Origin of the sequence: Nitrosospira briensis (assembly GCF_900115125.1) — a bacterium.
GTDB classification, from domain to species: domain Bacteria; phylum Pseudomonadota; class Gammaproteobacteria; order Burkholderiales; family Nitrosomonadaceae; genus Nitrosospira; species Nitrosospira briensis_A.
The window spans coordinates 1-18,794 of record NZ_FOVJ01000010.1; the positions used below are offsets into that span (position 1 = coordinate 1).

Consider the following 18,794-nt stretch of genomic DNA (forward strand, 5'->3'; position numbering starts at 1 on the left):
TGGTTCATGGAAGAACTCTTCAGCGCGCCATTGCATTGGGGCTTCGTGGTATTGGCATGGGCTGCCCTGTTTGCTGGCGGTGTCGCGGTGCAGATTATTGCCCGCTTCTCCAATCTGCTGGACGTGCAGTGGAACAACCAAAGCAGGGCGATTCTGGATGACGTCGTCTAAGTCCAGACGGTAACGGTCGTTGTACAACCCCATCCCTTTTCCTAGTGGGGGATGGGGTTTTTTGTCGCCGATTAAGGTAAACCCGAAAGAGTGTCTTTACACGACACACTCTAAGTACACCATAAAGAAACGTGTTTTTGGAAGGGTGCGGGAAGCAACTGGCGCCGCCGCACCATCAGTTCCGCTTATGACAGCTCGAACATAGCGATATTCGCGCTTCGCAGAAACCTTAACCTCAAATGCCAGCGATTGCGGTCAGCTCGGGAGCTTAACGCCAAGGACATCTACATGTTCAATTTGCGGGGGCTCAGCCAACAGATCCGCAGCGTTGGCCATCAGGGCTTCGGCAATCGGGCCGGACAAATGTGCTGATCGTCCTGCCTCATCGACAAATGCGTCAAAAATACCGAAAGTAGACGGGCCGAGACGCAGGGCAAACCAGATTGGAGTAGTAGTTTCCTGACTCGCCATAGTTAATCCTTGCCTTAAAAAATTCTCTACGTCAGCTTCTCTCCCCGGTTTGGCTTGTAATCTTACAAACAGCGCCACTGTTACCATTTTGATTTCCTTTTTAAGTTGATCAATCGAGACTCAACTCTAGTCATCAAAACACCTTTTGCCTAGTGGCAAGATTGACAGATTTGATATAATTATCGCCATGCGTATCCACATACTCGCACTCGATGAGGTTTTTGACACCGGACTATCGACACTCCTCGATACATTGAATATCGCAAATGATCTTGCGAGTTCCGTTGATGCTCTTTCGACGCGCTTCACCGTGACTGTTATCGGTATGCGCAGGAGAATCCGCACGAGCCACGGATTTACCGTGCCGATAGTAGCCACCTCACGAAGCGAATCTCCAGACGTAGTATTGATTCCGGCGTTAGGGGCAAAAATGCCCGAAACACTGGAGTTGGCGCTCAAGCGAAAAGATGTACGTGATGCTGGCTCTCTGCTGCGCGAATTGGCGGGGGCCGGTACTCTGGTTGGCGCCGCGTGTACCGGGACGTTTGTTCTTGCAGACACTTCACTCCTTGAAGGGCGAAGTGCTACCACGTCATGGTGGCTGGCTCCATTGTTCCGCGAACGTTATCCCGGTGTGCGGCTTGAAGAGTCCCGCATGGTTATAAGCTCATCCGGATTTGTCACTGCCGGCGCTGCACTGGCCCATATTGATCTGGCACTGTGGCTTATACGCCGCAGCAGTCCAACGCTCGCGGAGTTGACCGCGCGATTTCTGTTGATTGAACCGCGGAGTTCGCAGGCGGTTTTCGCAATACCTGATCACCTGTCACACGCGGATACGCTGGTTCAAAGGTTCGAGCTCTGGGCGCGATGTCGATTGGGAAAGCCTTTCTCCCTTGGCGACGCCGCAATTGCGACTGGCTCAAGTGAGAGAACACTTTCACGCCGCTTGCAAGCAGTGGTAGGCAAGTCTCCACTTTCTTATTTTCAGGATCTTCGTGTGGAGCGCGCGATCCATCTTCTGAGAACAAGCAGCGATAACGTCGATTCGATCGCCGCTCAGGTTGGTTATGCAGATGGCGCAACATTGCGCTCGCTTCTTCGACGCAAAACCGGACGTCCTGTCAGCGCACTTCGGATACCGCCCTGGGGGCAGCCGTAAGGCGAATCAAACTTGCCTGCCTCATATAATTCATCAACCAGTTGACGGGCTGACATGTTCGGTTTCAGTCTATTCATGCTGGCGATCATCAAACATCAGCGGGCCGTGGGGTAGCATGTCTTCTAGTGTAAAATGATGTGTTTTCCATTGTCGAATGAATAGATAGTTTATGCTTCGACTTCAGGGCGGCAACGCCCTCTCCCCTTTCCGTCTTGAAAAACTGAGGAACGCCCTGAGAGTCGCCGTTCCGCAAGTCTCCGGCATTCATGCGGAATACTGGTATTTTTGCGCGACCGGGCGCGATCTGAAGGCCGGCGAGGTTGCCATTCTTGAGAGGCTGCTCAAGTGTGCGCCGAAGGAACGGGCAGTCCAGCAGGCTGAGCATGCCAAAGGCGAATTGTTGCTGGTCGTGCCCCGTCCCGGCACCATATCTCCATGGTCTACCAAAGCCACTGATATTGTCCACAATTGCGGGTTGGGAGCGGTGGAACGGGTGGAGCGCGGCGTGGCTTTTTACATTTGGCCAGGAAGCGAAGATTCCGCCAGATTGTCTCCCGAAACCGGAACCGGGGATGCACGGCTCGCGCTGATACACGACCGCATGACCGAGGCGGTATTTGGCTCTTTCGATGACGCGGAACAACTGTTCAGGCATTTCCCTCCGCAACCGCTGAAAACCGTTGATGTGCTAACCCGTGGAAAAGAAGCACTGGAAAAGGCAAATAGCGAGATGGGACTCGCATTGTCATCTGATGAAATCGACTATTTCGCCGCTTATTTCATGCGCATCGCGCGTAATCCCATGGACGTGGAATTGATGATGTTCGCGCAGGCGAATTCAGAGCATTGCCGCCACAAGATCTTCAATGCGGACTGGGTAATAGATGGCGAGCCCCGGACGAAGTCGTTATTTTCAATGATACGCAATACTCACGAGCAGAATCCGCAAGGTACGGTGGTAGCGTACGCGGATAATTCGGCTGTGATGGAGGGCGCCGCGATTGCCCGCTTCTACCCCGGCAAGGATAATGCGTATGGCTATGCCGAGGAGCAGACGCATATCCTGATGAAAGTGGAAACGCACAATCATCCTACCGCGATTTCGCCTTTTCCGGGCGCCGCTACCGGCGTGGGAGGGGAGATTCGGGACGAAGGCGCCACAGGCCGCGGCGCCAAGCCCAGGGCTGGACTCAGCGGCTTCTCGGTTTCCAATTTGAGTATTCCCGGATTTATTCAGCCCTGGGAGGCCTGTCCGGAAATGGAACCGGGTCATTCATACGGCAAGCCGGCGCGCACCGCGTCGGCTTTGCAGATCATGCTGGAAGGCCCCATCGGGGGTGCCGCATTCAACAATGAGTTCGGCCGGCCTAATCTCGCAGGGTATTTCCGTACCTTCGAGGAGCACGTCGGCGGCGAGATGCGCGGTTACCACAAACCTATCATGCTGGCCGGCGGCATCGGCCATATTGCGGAACGTCATTCCTTTAAGGAAGAGTTTCCGGCCGGAGCGCTGTTGATCCAGTTGGGCGGACCAGGCATGTTGATCGGTCTGGGCGGCGGCGCGGCGTCCAGCATGGATACGGGAAAAAATGCGGAGAGCCTTGACTTCGACTCGGTTCAGCGCGGCAATCCGGAAATGGAGCGGCGTGCGCAGGAGGTTATCGACAACTGCTGGCAGATGGAAAGACGTGGTGAGCCTAACCCTATCCTTTCAATTCATGACGTTGGCGCGGGCGGCTTATCCAATGCGCTACCGGAGTTGTTGCACGGTTCGGGACGGGGGGGCTGTCTCGATTTACGCGCTATTCCCTCCGAGGAGCCCGGCATGTCGCCGATGCAGATCTGGAGCAATGAGGCGCAGGAACGGTATGTGCTCGCAATCAGACCCGAGTCGCTGGAATTATTCCTGGCAATTTGCGAGCGCGAACGCTGCCCGTTCGCGGTGGTGGGGACAGCGGCGGCACAGGAGCAACTCGTCGTAACTGATTCCCTCTTCGGCAACCGGCCGGTGGATATGGATCTTTCCGTATTGCTGGGCAAACCGCCGAAAATGACGCGTGATGTGACACGCATTAAAAAACAGCTCAAGTCTTTTGATGCGCCGGGAGTAAATCTCCGGGAAGCAGCATATCGTGTGCTTCGGTTGCCCACGGTGGCGGACAAGACTTTTCTCATCAGCATCGGTGACCGAAGCGTTGGGGGAATGACCGCACGTGACCAGATGGTGGGACCGTGGCAGGTTCCCGTTGCGGATGTTGCGGTAACATTGATGGGTTATCGCACGTACCTGGGCGAAGCCTTCGCGGTCGGCGAGCGCACGCCTGTGGCGCTGGTTGATCCCGCTGCTTCGGCACGGATGGCGGTGGGCGAGGCCGTTACCAATATCGCGGCGGCGCTGATTGAAAACATCGGTGAGATCAAGCTTTCCGCAAACTGGATGGCCGCGGCGGGGCACCCGGGCGAAGACGCCGCCCTGTTCGATGCGGTACACGCGGTAGGCATGGAATTATGTCCACGGTTGGGAATCAGCATTCCGGTGGGCAAAGACTCGATGTCGATGAAAACCGTGTGGGCATCGGATACTGCCCAGGAAGGCCAGGGGGAAGAAAAAGAAGTGATTGCTCCCTTGTCGCTGATCGTTTCCGCGTTTGCGAGAGTGACAGATGTGCGCAAAACGCTGACACCGCAGTTGCGCGTCGATCATGGGGAGACAGAACTGATTCTGATCGACCTGGGGGAAGGCAGGAACCGTCTGGGCGGTTCGGCGCTGGCGCAGGTTTATAAACAGGTAGGCGATGACGCGCCGGATTTAGAGAGTCTGGAAGGAGCGGATATACTTAAGGGTTTCTTTTCAGCCATACAGCGCCTGAACCGTGAAAACAGGATAGCCGCGTATCATGACCGCTCCGACGGCGGTTTGTTTGCGGTATTGTGCGAGATGGCTTTTGCGGGACACGCAGGCTTAAGCATCAACCTGGATCAGTTGTGTTTCGATGCGCTCGCGACCGATATCGATGGCAGCGAACGCCAACCGGAAGCACTGGGCGGAAGATTCCTGGAGCGCATCCTGTCTGTTCTGTTTAACGAAGAACTGGGCGCAGTGATCCAGATAAAGACTGGCGATCGCCGGGATGTGCTGGCTGTGTTGTCGGAAGAAGGTTTGCGTGACCTGAGTTTTGTCATTGGCAACGTTAATGACGGAGATGAAATCAGGTTTCTGCGCAACAATAAGGCGATATTTTCTGAAAAGCGCGTTGACTTGCATCGCGCCTGGTCGGACACCACTTACCGGATGCAAAAGCTGCGCGACAACCCGGAATGCGCGCAACAGGAGTACGATCGCATACTCGATGTTCGTGATCCCGGTCTATACGCGCAACTGAGTTTCGACGTGGAGCATGACATTGCGGCGCCCTACATCCAGGCAGGCACCCGGCCACGAATCGCGATTTTGCGCGAACAAGGCGTAAATGGTCATGTCGAGATGGCTGCGGCCTTCGATCGGGCCGGATTTGCCGCGACCGATGTGCACATGAGCGATATCATTGCGGGGCGGGTTTCCCTTAGAGATTACAAGGGCTTCGCCGCGTGCGGCGGATTTTCATATGGTGACGTGCTGGGCGCCGGGGAGGGTTGGGCCAGTTCCATCCTGTATAACGCTCGCGCCCGGGACGAGTTTGAAGCTTTTTTCGCGCAGAAGGACACCTTTGCTCTGGGCGTATGCAATGGCTGCCAGATGATGAGCAATCTGCGGGAAATCATTCCCGGAACAGCCCGGTGGCCAAAATTTGTGCGAAACAAATCTGAGCAGTTCGAGGCCCGCTTTGTCATGGTGGAAGTGCCGCAAAGTCCGTCACTGTTTTTTGATGGTATGGGCGGGAGCAGTATGCCGATTGCGGTGGCGCATGGCGAGGGCTGTGCGGAATTTGCCGATGAGGGTGGCGCCTCCATGATCTCGTCCCTGGTTGCGATGCGTTTTGTGGATAATCGGGGCGAACCCACCGATGTTTACCCACTCAATCCCAGCGGTTCTCCTCAGGGCATTGCCGGTGTGACGACAACGGACGGGCGTTTCACCATCCTCATGCCCCACCCCGAGCGCGGAGTCCGGGCGGTGCAGAACTCGTGGCATCCGGGATGGGCGGAGGACGCGCCCTGGATGCGGATGTTCAGGAACGCGCGTAAATGGATGGGATGAGCGAAGGGCGCGACTGTAAGCGGTAAGTGTCCGTGGAGCATGTTCTGATCGAGATGTCTCGAGGTTGCTTGAGCCAGGGAATTTTCGCCTTGCGAAGCCAGGGAGATTGGGTGGAGGAGTTGAGAGAGTTCGCCTGTTCATGATGAAGGAGTATGCGGTTTGAAAATTTTTTGGAATGCGTTCTTTGCCCCCTTGAGAGTGCTTCTCGTCTTTGCCTTATTTGTTTCCAGCGTTTCCCTCAACAACGCGTTGGCGCAGACGAAGGCGGCCGCCGACAGCCAGAACAAGGAAAGGGGAAGCGCGAACTGTGCGCCAGCCGGAAGCTGGACCGTGCCCGGCAAGGGAGAGATATCCGTGACTGATGTCATTGCGGCCGCCGCCAAGCGTTCGGTGGTGCTGCTTGGTGAAATGCACGATAACACCGAGCACCACCGGTGGCAATTGCAGACGCTGGCAGCGTTGCACGCCGAGCATCCAGACATGGTAATCGGTTTCGAAATGTTTCCGCGCCGCGTGCAGAAGGCGCTCGATCAGTGGGTGGCGGGCGAACTGACCGAGTCGCAATTTCTAGCCGCGTCCGACTGGAACGCTGTCTGGAGCACCGATGCGCGTCTCTATCTGCCGCTGTTTCATTTTGCGCGCATGAACCGCGTGCCGATGGTGGCGCTGAATATCGATACGCGGTTGAGACGCTCGGTTGCGGCGAAGGGTTTCGGCGCCGTTCCCGAAAATGAACGTGAAGGCGTGCTGCCTCCTTCTGCGCCGAGCGCTGCCTATCTTGGTTACCTGCTGCCCATCTACGGTGAGCACGAGCGTGCCGGCAAAAAGAAAAATCCGGGGCGCGACGATCCGGATTTTCTGCGTTTTGTCGAGGGCCAGCAGCTCTGGGACGGGGCAATGGCGCAGGCGATAAATGCCGCGCTGAGCAGGCCAGGACGTCCTCTTGTCGTTGGAATCATGGGTTCGGGCCACATCAAGCATGGATATGGGGTCCCCCATCAGTTGAAGGCCCTCGGCGTAAGCGACGTGGGCACTCTTCTGCCGTGGAATAGCGGCACGTCTTGCGGACAGATGATCGCAGGATTGGCGGATGCGGTATTTGGTACGGCATCGTTATCGTTCGTGGGGCATGACGCGCCACGGCAGCGTCTTGGTATCCGCTTTGAATTGGCGGAGGACGGTGGCGCTCGCGTGCTTCAGGTGGAGAAGGGGAGCATCGCGGATAAATCGGGGATCCGCGACAGCGACATAATCAGCGAAGCCGCGGGTTTTTCGGTCAGACGGCTCGAGGATATCGTCGAAATAGTGAAGCGCCAGGCGCCAGGTACATGGTTGCCGCTCAAGCTTAAACGGGGCGGCGATACGATCGAGATCATCGCCAAGTTTCCGGCGATGCCGAAGTGATACTAATGATGAGGTGGATGATGAAGTTGATGGCAGGGTTGCGCATATTGAATATCTGGAGTGGCATTGCATACATCCTGGTCCCGATTTTTACTTTAACCTCGATCACTTTAACTACCTCAACCAGCGCATTTGCCGCTTCCAGCGAAGCGGCGGACACCGCCGAGGTTCACTACGATATTACCGTGCGGATTGACCCGGTGGCGCGCAGCATAGAAGGGCGCAGCGTTATCACGGTGAACACGCCTGACGAGTTGACCCTGATGCTGGGACGCCGTTTCGGGGTTATGCACGCGCGGGTGGACGGCACATCCCTGGGGCCGGCCGCAAGCATGGGAAAGATGCGGGTCTGGGGGATTTCGGGTGGTCAGAAAATTCCGCGCCGTATCGAGGTTCGATGGGGCGGAGAGCTTTCCGCGCTGGATATCTCGCTCGATCATCCCCAGACGCTCGGACGCGACGAGCCTGCAAGTGGAGAGGCGGGCACTTTCCTGCCTGATTCAAGCGGCTGGTACCCGTACATTGCGGGAAAACTTGCCAGTTATCGCTTGAATATCGAGCTGCCGGCGGGGCAGCGCGGCATCGTCCCCGGCCGGTTAATAGAGGAATCCGAGTCAAACGAGGGATATCATGCCCGTTTTGAATTTCCTTCCCCCACCGGTGGCATCGATCTCATGGCCGGCCCTTACACTGTCGAGACACGAACCATGCGCAGCGCGGGCGGCAAGCCGATTCAGTTGCGGACCTATTTCCACCCGCAGATTGGCGATCTCGCCCCTGCCTACCTCGATTCGGTAAAGGAGTATGTCGAGCTCTACGAATCCTGGATCGGCGCCTATCCATTTTCCGAGTTCAGCGTCGTATCGAGCCCGACGCCGACAGGCTTTGGCATGCCGACGCTCACCTATCTGGGGATAGATGTGCTGCGGCTGCCGTTTATCCGGTCCACCTCGCTCGGCCATGAGGTGCTGCATAACTGGTGGGGAAACGGCGTATACCCCGACTATGGCAGAGGCAACTGGTCGGAGGGGCTTACCACCTTCATGGCGGACTACGCTTACAAGGAGCGTGAAAGCCCTGAAGCGGCCCGCGAGATGCGGCGCGGTTGGCTGCGCGACTTTGCCGCGTTGTCCCCTGGCCAGGATGCGCCCCTTTCCACCTTTACCTCGCGTACGCACGGAGCGACGCAAATCGTTGGGTACAACAAGGCGGCAATGATTTTCTTCATGCTGCGAGATTTGCTCGGGCGTGAAACCTTCGATCGCGCGCTCCAGACGTTTTGGCGCGAACAGCGCTTTCGCATCGCATCATGGGCTGATTTACAGCGCTCATTCGAAGCCGCTTCCGGACAGGATCTCAGCGTTTTCTTCGACCAGTGGCTCTCTCAGGCAGGCGCGCCGGTTGTACGCATCGCGGACGCGGCGCACGTGAAGCCGGAGTCGGGCCAGCATCGTCTTACCGTCACGCTTGAACAGACCGACCCGCCATACCGGTTGCGCGTGCCTGTCGCGGTACGTACTGGCGAGAGCGAGGAACTCCATACGCTTGACCTTGAGAGCGGGCGCCGGGTATTCACGCTCGACGTGGCCGCACGGCCACTGGAAGTGGTTCTGGATCCGAATCTCCAGTTGTTCCGCCGCCTGATGCCCGACGAGGCGCCCCCGATCCTGCGGCAGGTGATGGTAGACAAAGCAGCCGTCACCGTTTTGCTTCCGGAAAGCGGAGACTTGCGCGAGGCCGCCGAAACGCTTGCGGCGAAACTTCAACACCGCGCGCCGAAACTGGTTTCCGGGACGGACAGCGCGCCGTCTGTGCCGACTCTCGTGATCGGCCTGCAGGAGCAGGTGGATACGTGGCTTTCGCACCACCGATTGCCTGCGCGGCCTGAAGTCGTGCGGGGTAAAGGTTCCGCGCAGGCGTGGACGGTCATGCGGCCGGATGGCGTGACGCTCGCTGTCGTATCCGCGCGTGATCCGGCATCCCTGGTAGCACTGACACGTCCGCTGCCACACTACGGCCGCCAGAGCTATGTCATTTTCGACGGCGCAAAGGCGATCGCCCGAGGTGCATGGACAACGCGCCCCCAGGTGGTAAAGCTGCATTGACGTGCTGTTCGAAGCATGGAGCATGAAAAGAAATCTATCTGAACCGGGGAAGACATAAAACATATCCTCAACGGCGCGGGACCTATTCATCGGTTCCATTGTCGTATCGTTTCGCAGGTATACGTCCAGGCCGTTGCAGTCGGTTTCCGATTTCCCGACTTCGGAGGGGGTTTTTTTGTTAAAATGTATCTAATTTATTAATTTAACGGAGTATTTAATGGCTGTCGAGAGAACCCTGTCTATCATCAAACCTGATGCGGTAGCAAAAAACGTGATCGGAGAAATCTATTCGCGCTTCGAAAGCAACGGATTGAAAATAATCGCGGCGCGGATGCTACATCTGTCGCAGGCGGACGCGGAGGGTTTTTACGCAGTGCATCGCAACCGGCCTTTCTTCAACGATCTGGTGAAATTCATGATTTCCGGGCCGGTAATGATACAAGTACTGGAAGGCGAGGACGCGATCAGAAAAAACCGGGAACTGATGGGGGCAACCGACCCGAAGCAAGCCGGGAAAGGGACTATCCGCGCAGATTTCGCAGACAGCATCGATGCCAACGCAGTGCATGGCTCTGATGCAGTTGAAACCGCAGCGGTTGAGATTGCTTATTATTTTCCCGAATTCAACATTTATTCCCGATAAAACGGACCCCGGCTCAACACTATGAGCGTTAATCTCCTCGATTTCGATGCGAAAGGTCTCGCTGGTTTCTGTGTGGAAATCGGCGAGAAGCCTTTTCGCGCCAGGCAATTGTTGCGTTGGATACACCGGTCTGGCGAGGTGGATTTCACGGCAATGAGCGATTTGGCGAAAGGGTTGCGCGATAAGCTGTCGACTACGGCCATGATTGAACCGCCAGAGGTTACCGGCGATCATACCGCCGCCGACGGCACGCGCAAGTGGCTCTTGTCAGTGGGCGCCGGTAACGGCATCGAGACGGTTTTCATCCCTGAAACCAACCGGGGGACGCTGTGTATTTCCAGCCAGGTCGGTTGTGCGCTGGCATGCAGCTTTTGCTCTACAGGGAGGCAGGGGTTTAACCGGAACCTCACGGTAGCCGAGATCATCGGTCAGTTATGGTGGGCGAACAAAGCGCTGCGGGAAGAGCTCGATCCCGCGCGGGGGCGAGACCGCGCCGTTACCAATGTCGTAATGATGGGAATGGGTGAGCCGTTGGCCAATTTTGAAAATGTAGTGACCGCCCTCGATCTGATGCTGGACGACAATGCCTATGGGTTGTCGCGGCGTCGGGTCACGGTCAGTACCTCGGGTCTCGTGCCCGCCATGGACAGGCTGCGCGAGCGCTGTCCTGTGGCGCTGGCGGTATCCTTGCACGCGCCCAATGACGCGTTGCGGGATCAACTGGTTCCGATTAACAGGAAGTATCCAATAAAGGAATTGTTGGCGGCCTGCCAGCGCTATCTTCAATCCGCGCCGCGAGATTTCATCACGTTCGAATACGTCATGCTGGATGGCGTCAATGACAGCGTGGCCCATGCCCATGAATTGGTGCGCCTGGTGCGGGACACGCCTTGCAAATTCAACCTGATTCCATTTAATCCATTCCCCAATTCCGGCTACAGGCGTTCGCCGGCAGACACGGTATGCCGTTTTCGGGACGTGTTGATGCAGGCGGAGCTGATCACCACGGTACGCAAGACGCGGGGTGACGATATTGACGCGGCCTGCGGCCAGCTTGCCGGAAAAGTGCACGATAAAACCCGGCGGGCAATCCGCGTGCCAATGGAAGTGGCGCGATGAGGCACATTCGGGCCGCTTTTTTTTCAGCAGCATTCGTGCCGTACCGTGGTAGCGCGGTTTCCGGCTACGAGGCAGGTGCCGGATGCTGCACGATGACGGATTCGAGCGATGGATTCTCCTGATAACAAGGACATCAACGGGCAAGAGGAGGCAGCGCCAGCGTTGGTCAAAAAACCCCCTCGCGTGGGCCAATTGCTACGGGAAGCACGACTGGAGCGTGGATTAAGTATCGACGATGTCGCGCGTCAGTTGCGTTTGTCCGTGCGGCAGGTTACTGCACTGGAGGCGGATGATTACGACAACGTGGCGAGCGGAACATTTCTGCGCGGTTTCGTACGCAATTACGCCAAGCTGCTGCAGATGGATGCGGCCCCATTATTGCAACAACTGGAGGAATTCCTTCCACCTCCGCCGACTCAGATCATTTCAAATCCGATTGAAGGAATTCCATTTCCTTCGAATCAGAAATCAGGAAGGCGTAACCTGATTATTGCGGCAGCAGCAGTTCTGGCGCTGTTTCTGCTGATTTATGAAATTTATCGCGGCAATGAGGCGAATGTTGAAAAGGAGCCAAGCGTGCAGTCCGAAGCCGGGATCGAGGCTGAGCCGGCAATGGAGCCGCCGCAATTTCAATCGTCCGGCGCAATTCCGGGCGGGCGGGCGGATGGCATGGCAACTGCTGAGAACACGGGAATGCTTGAACAAAAAAGCAGTGTTTCGCCTTCTGCTCAGGAACGTGCTCCCTTGCCTTCGGAGCAGCGGGTTCCTCCCGCAGAGATTGTTCCCCCGCCGGCAAACTCGGTTTCTCCGGGACCGGCAAACCCTGAATCTGCAAATATCGCCGTTGCCCCTGGATTCGTCAATAACGGAGGGAACGGTGTCCATTTGATATTCGAGGGAGAATCATGGACTGAAATCAGGGACGGTGGGGGCAGATTGCTTCTTTCGCGAATTAATCCTCGTGGCACGGAGCAAGTCGTACACGGCACGCCCCCGTACTCCCTGACGATCGGTAACGCGGCAGAAGTCAAGCTGGTCTACAATAACAAGCCGGTTGATCTGGCGCCCTTTACCAATGCTTACGGCGGAACGGCACGTCTGTCGCTCAAATAGAACTTCAACATTCATAAGATTTTTTATACCTGATATGACTATGTCTGATAATACTTTTCCCCAACGACGAAATAGCGTGGGCGTTCGCGTGGACGACATCAAGATTGGCGGCGGTGCGCCGGTAGTGGTGCAATCCATGACCAACACGGATACGGAAAATGAGGTTGCCACTGCGGTACAAGTGGCGCAACTTGCACGCGCGGGGTCGGAACTGGTTCGCATCACGGTTAATACCGCCGCGGCAGCGCAAGCCGTGCCGGGCATCCGGTCGCGTCTTGATGACATGGGGCTTGATGTGCCCCTGATAGGCGATTTCCATTTCAATGGTCACAAGCTGGTAACCGACTTTCCTGATTGCGCGAAGGCGCTGGCGAAATACCGTATCAATCCGGGTAATGTGGGACATGGCAGGAAACGCGACGAGCAATTTTCCATTCTGATCGAAACGGCATGTAAATATAACAAGCCCGTGCGCATAGGCGTTAACTGGGGCAGTCTCGATCCGGAACTGCTGGCGCGGGTAATGGATGAGAACGCGCGCTCGAGCGATCCAAAGGATGCGGCACACGTAATGCGTGAGGCGCTGATTACCTCCGCCCTGGAGAGTGCAGCGAGAGCGGAAGAGATCGGGCTGGGCCGCGACCGTATCATATTGTCCTGCAAGGTAAGCGGCGTAAGGGACCTGATTTCGGTCTACCGCGACCTGGCAGCGCAGTGCGATTACGCACTGCACCTGGGATTGACCGAAGCAGGCATGGGTTCCAAGGGAATTGTCGCCTCCACCGCCGCCTTGTCGGTTTTGCTCCTCGAAGGCATCGGCGACACCATACGCATATCACTGACCCCCGAGCCGGGCGGCGACCGTTCGCGCGAAGTGATCGTGGCGCAGGAAATCCTGCAGACGACGGGACTCCGCGCCTTTGTGCCATTGGTAGCGGCATGTCCCGGCTGTGGTCGCACCACCAGTACCTATTTCCAGGAATTGGCGGAAAGCATTCAGGGCTACGTGCGCAGCCAGATGCTGGTATGGCGCGAAGAATACGATGGCGTTGAGAATATGACGTTGGCGGTGATGGGATGCGTGGTCAATGGGCCGGGCGAAAGCAAGCATGCCAATATCGGCATCAGCCTGCCGGGCTCCGGGGAGCGGCCGGTTGCGCCGGTTTACGTCGACGGGCAGAAGTCCGTGACCTTGAAAGGCGACAATATCGCCGGAGAGTTCCGCCAGATCGTCGATGAATACGTACAGACGAAATACCCGAAGAAATCCGTCAGTGCCGTCAATGCCCACTAGAGGAATACAGGCAATTCGCGGGATGAATGACATCCTGCCTGATCAGATATACCTTTGGGAGTTTTTCGAACAGGTCGTTCGTGACTGGATGGCGGCCTATGGCTACCGTAACATCCGCATGCCGATCGTGGAGCAGACCGATTTGTTTGTGCGTTCCATTGGCGCCGTCACGGACATCGTCGAAAAAGAGATGTACACCTTTCTGGATCATCTCAACGGGGACAGCTTGACTTTACGGCCTGAAGGAACGGCTTCCTGCGTGCGCGCCGCGCTGGAACACAATCTGCTCTACGCCGGACCGCAAAGGTTGTACTATTCAGGTCCGATGTTTCGTCACGAGCGCCCGCAAAAAGGACGTTACCGCCAATTCCATCAGGTGGGCGCCGAAGCACTGGGCTACACCGGTCCCGATATCGACGCCGAGCTGATAGTCATGTGTGCGGAATTATGGAAAAGGCTGGGTATTTCCGGTGTCCGCCTGGAAATTGGCACGCTTGGCAATACGGAATCGCGCGCGGTACACAGGGCCAGGTTGATCCAGTATCTGGAGCGGCATCTGGGCGATCTGGATGAAGACGCTTCGCGGCGACTGCACAGCAATCCGCTACGGATACTCGACAGCAAGAATGCCGCGATGAAGGAGATCATTGACGGCGCACCACGCCTGCTGGATGACCTGGATGAGGATTCGCTGGCGCATTTCGAGCGACTGCAGCAAATCCTGCGCATCCAGGGAATGAACTTCGAGATCAATCCCCGGTTGGTGAGAGGATTGGATTATTACAACCGCACGGTATTCGAATGGACTACCGACAAGCTTGGCGCGCAAGGCACGGTATGTGCAGGAGGACGCTATGACGGACTGGTGGAACAGATTGGCGGCAAGGCCGCGCCAGCGTGCGGTTTTGCATTGGGAGTGGAGCGCGTGCTGGCGCTGATGGTGGAAAACGCCAGTGAAATACCGTGTCCCGTGCCTGACGCCTATGTGATACATCAGGGTGAAGCCGCGCATGATCTCGCGTGGAAAATGGCGAGACAATTGCGAGACGAGGGACTCAAGGCGGTTTTGCATTGCGGTGAGGGCAGTTTCAAGGCGCAGATGAGGAAAGCCGACGCCAGTGGGGCTCGCTTTGCCATCATCATTGGAGATGACGAGGCGCAAGCCGGAGAAATAAGCATCAAACCTTTGCGAGAAGCAGCGGAGCAGGTAAGAGCCGGACTGATGGAAGCAGCAGATTTGCTTAAAAAGAACCTTAGAGAACTCGAACCAGAAAATTCTTAATTAGAGAAGCTAAATGGCAGCCTATAATCCGGAAGAGCAAGAAAACATAGAAGAGTTTAAAACGTGGTGGAACACCTATGGCACCCTGATAATTGTTGTTGTGGCGGCTTTTATTACCGGTATAGGTGGCACGCAAGCCTGGAATTACTACCAGAGGCAACAGGTCGAGCAGGCGGCGGAACTGTACGATTCGCTTCTCCAGGTTCAGGCGAGCGAAGATCCCAAGAAAATCAACGATGCCGCCAAGCTGCTTATGGAAGGTTTTTCCGGTAGCGGCTATGCGTCGCGAGCCGCTTTGATCTCCGCCCGGGCCAGCCTGGGCGCAGGGGACTTGCAAAATGCAAAAAGCCGTTTGCAGTGGGTGCTGGATAACTCAAAGGAAGATGAACTGAAGGACCTTGTACGCCTGCATCTGGCGAGCATATTGCTGGATGAAAAAAAATACGACGACGCACTGCGTCTGTTGGAGGCCAAACACGGAGAATCCTTTGATGGCCTCTACGCCGATCTCAAAGGGGACGTGCTCACCGCGGCAGGCAAGGTTGCCGAGGCGAGAACTGCTTATCAAGTGGCGCTCAGCAAGATGGGCGGGAAAAGCAGCTACAGCGATATTGTTCAAATAAAGCTGGATGCTCTTTGAGCCCCCCTTGCTCCTTGAATCTTTTTGTATCCTTTGCACCCCTTCAAGCGGTAAAGCCCAACAAATATCCGAGCCTGTAAATTGAAGGCCGAACAAGACGGAAGTTGAAAAATTATCGAAGATAAGGCCGGAGTGGGTACATCGATCCATTCAAGGACTTGGCATGACCGAAAGCGGCCATCAAAACGCATCCCGTTTTTCGCAGTAACCTCCTTTACCATGAACTGGAACCATGCCCGTAGTCGAACCGGCATCTTTGAATAAGTCCCCGTTATCGCGGCATGGGATCGCGCCTGGGAGGCGCGTGCCACATGGACGATTTAATCGAGGAATCCTCCACATAATGGGATCCATCCGGCGATATATTTTACTGCTGATGTCGTCATTGATCCTCTCGGGATGTGCCGGTGCCATAGAAATGGTGCGCGATCTGGCACGCGACCTTTCCGATATCGACGTTTCCGGCATTACAGATCTGTTCGGGGGCGGGGTCGAGTTGAGCGAGGAGCAGATTGCCCAGTTGGCGGTGATCCCCGAGACACGCTTGTTATGGCAGAACGGCGTTGAGGAAGGTGAGGCAGCAATATTCGTGCCCGTGCTGGGAAGCGACGCGGTCTATGCAACCGGCGCGGATGGCCGCCTGGTGCGTTTCGATCCCGTGTCGGGCAAGGCATTCGGCGTCATCGATACCAAGCATCGGTTGTCGGGTGGCATTGGCAGGGGCGACGGTATGTTGCTAGTCGGGACTTTCAAAGGCGAAGTCCTGGCATTTGAAGAAAAAAGCGGTAATCCCTTGTGGACGGCACTGGTATCCAGCGAAGTGCTAAGTCCGCCGCAGGCGTCGAACGGCATGGTAGTGGTTCGAACCGGCGACGGCAGGATCTTCTGTCTCGATGCGGCCACGGGCAAGCGCAAGTGGATTTACCAGGGCGCCACTCCATCGCTGACGGTGCGCAGCTTTGCCAGCGTTTTGATCGCTAACGACATAATCTACGCTGGTTTCGCCGGCGGAAAACTTATAGCCATAAATCTGCTCACTGGCAAGGTGGCCTGGGAAGCTGTCGTGGCGCGGCCGCGGGGGGCAACAGAATTGGAGCGGATTGCCGATATCACCAGTTTGCCGGTCATGGATGAGCAGCAGGTATGCGCTGTAGCCTATCAGGGGCGTGTTGCCTGCTTTGAAATTGCTACAGGTAACCAGATCTGGACACGCGATGTATCCAGCAATGCCGGCTTGGCCATGGATGATCATTACCTTTACGTAAGCGAGAACCAGGGCGCCATCGTGGCCTACGATAAAAAGGACGGCACCAATATATGGAAGCAGGACTTGCTCAACGGATTGAAACTGTCCCCGCCGCTCGTCCAGGACGCACGCGTAGCGGTGGGAGATTCCCAAGGCTATGTGAACGTGATCAGGAATGACAATGGCGCCATCATCGCTCGATCTTTAACTGACGAGAGCGCCATCATTACCCGCCCCGTACCTCTGCCGAATGGTTTTATGGTACAGACGCGAAAGGGTGGAGTTTACGCATTTGGCATATGATGGCGGCTATGGCGGAGCAATGGTAAAAAGTCATTCATCCGTAAGTCAATCACTGCAGAAAACGCAAACATCGACTTTTTCCTTCCGTGCAGAAGGGCTGAGTTCGTCTCAAAACATGCTGAAACCATGAAACCCACCCTCGTACTGGTAGGGCGGCCCAATGTCGGCAAATCGACCCTTTTCAACCGTATGACGCGTAGCCGCGACGCCATCGTCGCAGATATTCCCGGACTGACGCGAGACCGTCATTATGGCCACGGCAGAATGGGGGATAAACCTTATCTGGTAGTGGATACCGGTGGTTTCGAGCCAACCGTGACGGAAGGCATACTGCACGAGATGGCGAGGCAGACGCGACAGGCAATCGACGAAGCTGACCTTGTGCTATTCATCGTTGATGGCAGAACGGGTCTGACGCCCCAAGACAAAATCATTGCGGAACAACTACGCAAGACCGGCCGCAAAATCTTGCTGGTGGTAAATAAAACCGAAGGCATGGCCTCCTCAGTGGTAACGGCGGAATTTCACGAACTGGGGCTGGGCGACCCATGCGCGGTCTCCGCCGTGCATGGGGACAACGTGAATGAACTGGTGGAGTTGGCGTTACTCGATTTTCCTCAACCGGAGGAAGATGAAACCAAGGACAAGCATCCCAAAATTGCTATCGTAGGACGCCCGAACGTCGGTAAATCAACGCTGGTGAATACGTTGTTGGGAGAGGAGCGCGTAATCGCCTTTGATCAGCCGGGCACAACCCGTAACAGCATTTATATTGATTTCGAACGCAACGGCCGCCCATACACGCTGATTGATACTGCAGGCTTGCGCCGTCGCGGCAAGGTACTCGAAACGATAGAGAAGTTTTCCGTGGTGAAAACCCTGCAAGCGGTAGAGGACGCCAACGTGGTAGTGCTGGTCCTGGATGCGAGCAGCGAGATTTCCGACCAGGATGCGCATATTGCCGGGTTTATCCTGGAGGCGGGACGGGCGCTGGTACTGGCGATTAACAAGTGGGATGGACTGGATAACTATCAGCGTGACACCATCAAGAGCGAGATAGCCCGGAAACTGCCTTTTCTACTGAATTTTGCCAAATTTCACTACATCTCGGCGTTGCGCGGCACAGGCATAAAAGGGTTGCTGCCTTCAATTGATGCGGCCTATGCGGCCGCCACGGCCCAGCTTTCCACCCCCAAGCTCACGCGCATCCTGATGGCGGCGGTCGAGAAGCAGCCACCCCCGCGTGCGGGTGTATCCCGCCCCAAACTGCGCTACGCGCACCAAGGGGGCTCCAACCCGCCATTGATCGTGATTCATGGCAACGCTCTCGATCACGTGTCCTCAACCTATCAACGGTATCTCGAAAATACATTCCGGACTGCCTTTCAACTGGAGGGCACGCCGTTACGGGTGGAGTTCAAGACCGGCCGCAATCCGTACGCGGGGAAGAGCCCTGCGCCGCTTAGCGAAGCCGAAGCAAAACGTGCCCATCGCCGGCGCCGATTCGGCCGCAAGAAGTACGGCTAGGGCAAATCAGCAGGGAATGGGCCGGGGAATGCATCTTCTCCAAGGGTGGCTCAACTGCGCCACGGGAGTCAATTTTTTCGCATTAAGGTGTCAACAGGAAGAGCCAGGCCCTTGAC

14 protein-coding genes are annotated in these 18,794 nt (G+C 56.3%); 13 read left to right on the top strand and 1 reads right to left on the bottom strand.

What is annotated here, in order from left to right:
• Positions 1 to 171 (top strand): methane monooxygenase/ammonia monooxygenase subunit C (locus tag BMZ14_RS13610; protein WP_218145043.1); only part of this gene is annotated, 171 nt, incomplete at its 5' end.
• Between the two features lie 255 nt (positions 172 to 426).
• Here the strand turns inward: BMZ14_RS13610 and BMZ14_RS13615 are convergent.
• A complete protein-coding gene (locus BMZ14_RS13615; protein ID WP_074798531.1) occupies positions 427 to 729 on the bottom strand; it encodes a putative quinol monooxygenase in 303 nt (100 codons plus the stop codon).
• Between the two features lie 100 nt (positions 730 to 829).
• On the opposite strand from BMZ14_RS13615, the gene BMZ14_RS13620 reads away from it, so the two are divergent.
• The 12 genes from BMZ14_RS13620 to der all read left to right on the top strand — a co-directional run bounded on the left by BMZ14_RS13620 (position 830) and on the right by der (position 18,678).
• Positions 830 to 1,804 (top strand): GlxA family transcriptional regulator, encoded by a 975-nt coding sequence (locus tag BMZ14_RS13620; protein WP_074798533.1) that lies wholly within the window; start codon positions 830 to 832, stop codon positions 1,802 to 1,804.
• Positions 1,805 to 1,973: 169 nt separating this feature from the next.
• On the top strand, positions 1,974 to 6,002 hold the full coding sequence (gene purL, locus BMZ14_RS13625) for a phosphoribosylformylglycinamidine synthase (protein ID WP_074798535.1): 4,029 nt from the start codon (positions 1,974 to 1,976) through the stop codon (positions 6,000 to 6,002).
• Between the two features lie 159 nt (positions 6,003 to 6,161).
• Positions 6,162 to 7,406 (top strand): ChaN family lipoprotein, encoded by a 1,245-nt coding sequence (locus BMZ14_RS13630; protein ID WP_074798537.1) that lies wholly within the window; start codon positions 6,162 to 6,164, stop codon positions 7,404 to 7,406.
• 17 nt (positions 7,407 to 7,423) lie between these two features.
• Positions 7,424 to 9,511 (top strand): M1 family metallopeptidase, encoded by a 2,088-nt coding sequence (locus BMZ14_RS13635; protein WP_074798538.1) that lies wholly within the window; start codon positions 7,424 to 7,426, stop codon positions 9,509 to 9,511.
• Positions 9,512 to 9,728: 217 nt separating this feature from the next.
• Positions 9,729 to 10,154 carry a nucleoside-diphosphate kinase gene (gene ndk / locus BMZ14_RS13640; protein ID WP_074798540.1) on the top strand — a complete coding sequence of 142 codons (426 nt, stop codon included), beginning with the start codon at positions 9,729 to 9,731 and terminating at the stop codon, positions 10,152 to 10,154.
• Positions 10,155 to 10,175: 21 nt separating this feature from the next.
• A complete protein-coding gene (gene rlmN / locus BMZ14_RS13645) occupies positions 10,176 to 11,273 on the top strand; it encodes a dual-specificity RNA methyltransferase RlmN (protein ID WP_074798542.1) in 1,098 nt (365 codons plus the stop codon).
• A 108-nt stretch (positions 11,274 to 11,381) separates the two neighbouring features.
• Positions 11,382 to 12,386 (top strand): helix-turn-helix domain-containing protein, encoded by a 1,005-nt coding sequence (locus tag BMZ14_RS13650; RefSeq protein WP_074798544.1) that lies wholly within the window; start codon positions 11,382 to 11,384, stop codon positions 12,384 to 12,386.
• Between the two features lie 40 nt (positions 12,387 to 12,426).
• Positions 12,427 to 13,680: a flavodoxin-dependent (E)-4-hydroxy-3-methylbut-2-enyl-diphosphate synthase gene (gene ispG / locus BMZ14_RS13655; protein WP_074798546.1), complete on the top strand. Its 1,254-nt coding sequence runs from the start codon at positions 12,427 to 12,429 to the stop codon at positions 13,678 to 13,680.
• A complete protein-coding gene (gene hisS / locus BMZ14_RS13660) occupies positions 13,670 to 14,962 on the top strand; it encodes a histidine--tRNA ligase (RefSeq protein WP_074798547.1) in 1,293 nt (430 codons plus the stop codon). Before ispG ends, hisS begins: the two co-directional genes overlap by 11 nt.
• A gap of 13 nt (positions 14,963 to 14,975) precedes the next feature.
• Positions 14,976 to 15,602, top strand: a complete 627-nt coding sequence (locus tag BMZ14_RS13665) for a tetratricopeptide repeat protein (protein WP_074798549.1) — start codon at positions 14,976 to 14,978, stop codon at positions 15,600 to 15,602.
• Positions 15,603 to 15,945: 343 nt separating this feature from the next.
• Positions 15,946 to 17,151 (top strand): outer membrane protein assembly factor BamB, encoded by a 1,206-nt coding sequence (bamB, locus tag BMZ14_RS13670; RefSeq protein WP_074798550.1) that lies wholly within the window; start codon positions 15,946 to 15,948, stop codon positions 17,149 to 17,151.
• A gap of 126 nt (positions 17,152 to 17,277) precedes the next feature.
• Positions 17,278 to 18,678 carry a ribosome biogenesis GTPase Der gene (gene der / locus BMZ14_RS13675; protein ID WP_074798552.1) on the top strand — a complete coding sequence of 467 codons (1,401 nt, stop codon included), beginning with the start codon at positions 17,278 to 17,280 and terminating at the stop codon, positions 18,676 to 18,678.
• The last annotated feature ends 116 nt before the right edge of the window (positions 18,679 to 18,794 follow it).

Bases quoted from the DNA above. Each gene is read 5' to 3' on its own strand.
- BMZ14_RS13615 (WP_074798531.1), bottom strand. From the start codon at position 729: ATGGTAACAGTGGCGCTGTTTGTAAGATTACAAGCCAAACCGGGGAGA.
- BMZ14_RS13620 (WP_074798533.1), top strand. From the start codon at position 830: ATGCGTATCCACATACTCGCACTCGATGAGGTTTTTGACACCGGACTA.
- purL (WP_074798535.1), top strand. From the start codon at position 1,974: ATGCTTCGACTTCAGGGCGGCAACGCCCTCTCCCCTTTCCGTCTTGAA.
- BMZ14_RS13635 (WP_074798538.1), top strand. From the start codon at position 7,424: ATGATGAAGTTGATGGCAGGGTTGCGCATATTGAATATCTGGAGTGGC.
- ndk (WP_074798540.1), top strand. From the start codon at position 9,729: ATGGCTGTCGAGAGAACCCTGTCTATCATCAAACCTGATGCGGTAGCA.
- rlmN (WP_074798542.1), top strand. From the start codon at position 10,176: ATGAGCGTTAATCTCCTCGATTTCGATGCGAAAGGTCTCGCTGGTTTC.
- BMZ14_RS13650 (WP_074798544.1), top strand. From the start codon at position 11,382: ATGGATTCTCCTGATAACAAGGACATCAACGGGCAAGAGGAGGCAGCG.
- ispG (WP_074798546.1), top strand. From the start codon at position 12,427: ATGTCTGATAATACTTTTCCCCAACGACGAAATAGCGTGGGCGTTCGC.
- hisS (WP_074798547.1), top strand. From the start codon at position 13,670: ATGCCCACTAGAGGAATACAGGCAATTCGCGGGATGAATGACATCCTG.
- BMZ14_RS13665 (WP_074798549.1), top strand. From the start codon at position 14,976: ATGGCAGCCTATAATCCGGAAGAGCAAGAAAACATAGAAGAGTTTAAA.
- bamB (WP_074798550.1), top strand. From the start codon at position 15,946: ATGGGATCCATCCGGCGATATATTTTACTGCTGATGTCGTCATTGATC.
- der (WP_074798552.1), top strand. From the start codon at position 17,278: ATGAAACCCACCCTCGTACTGGTAGGGCGGCCCAATGTCGGCAAATCG.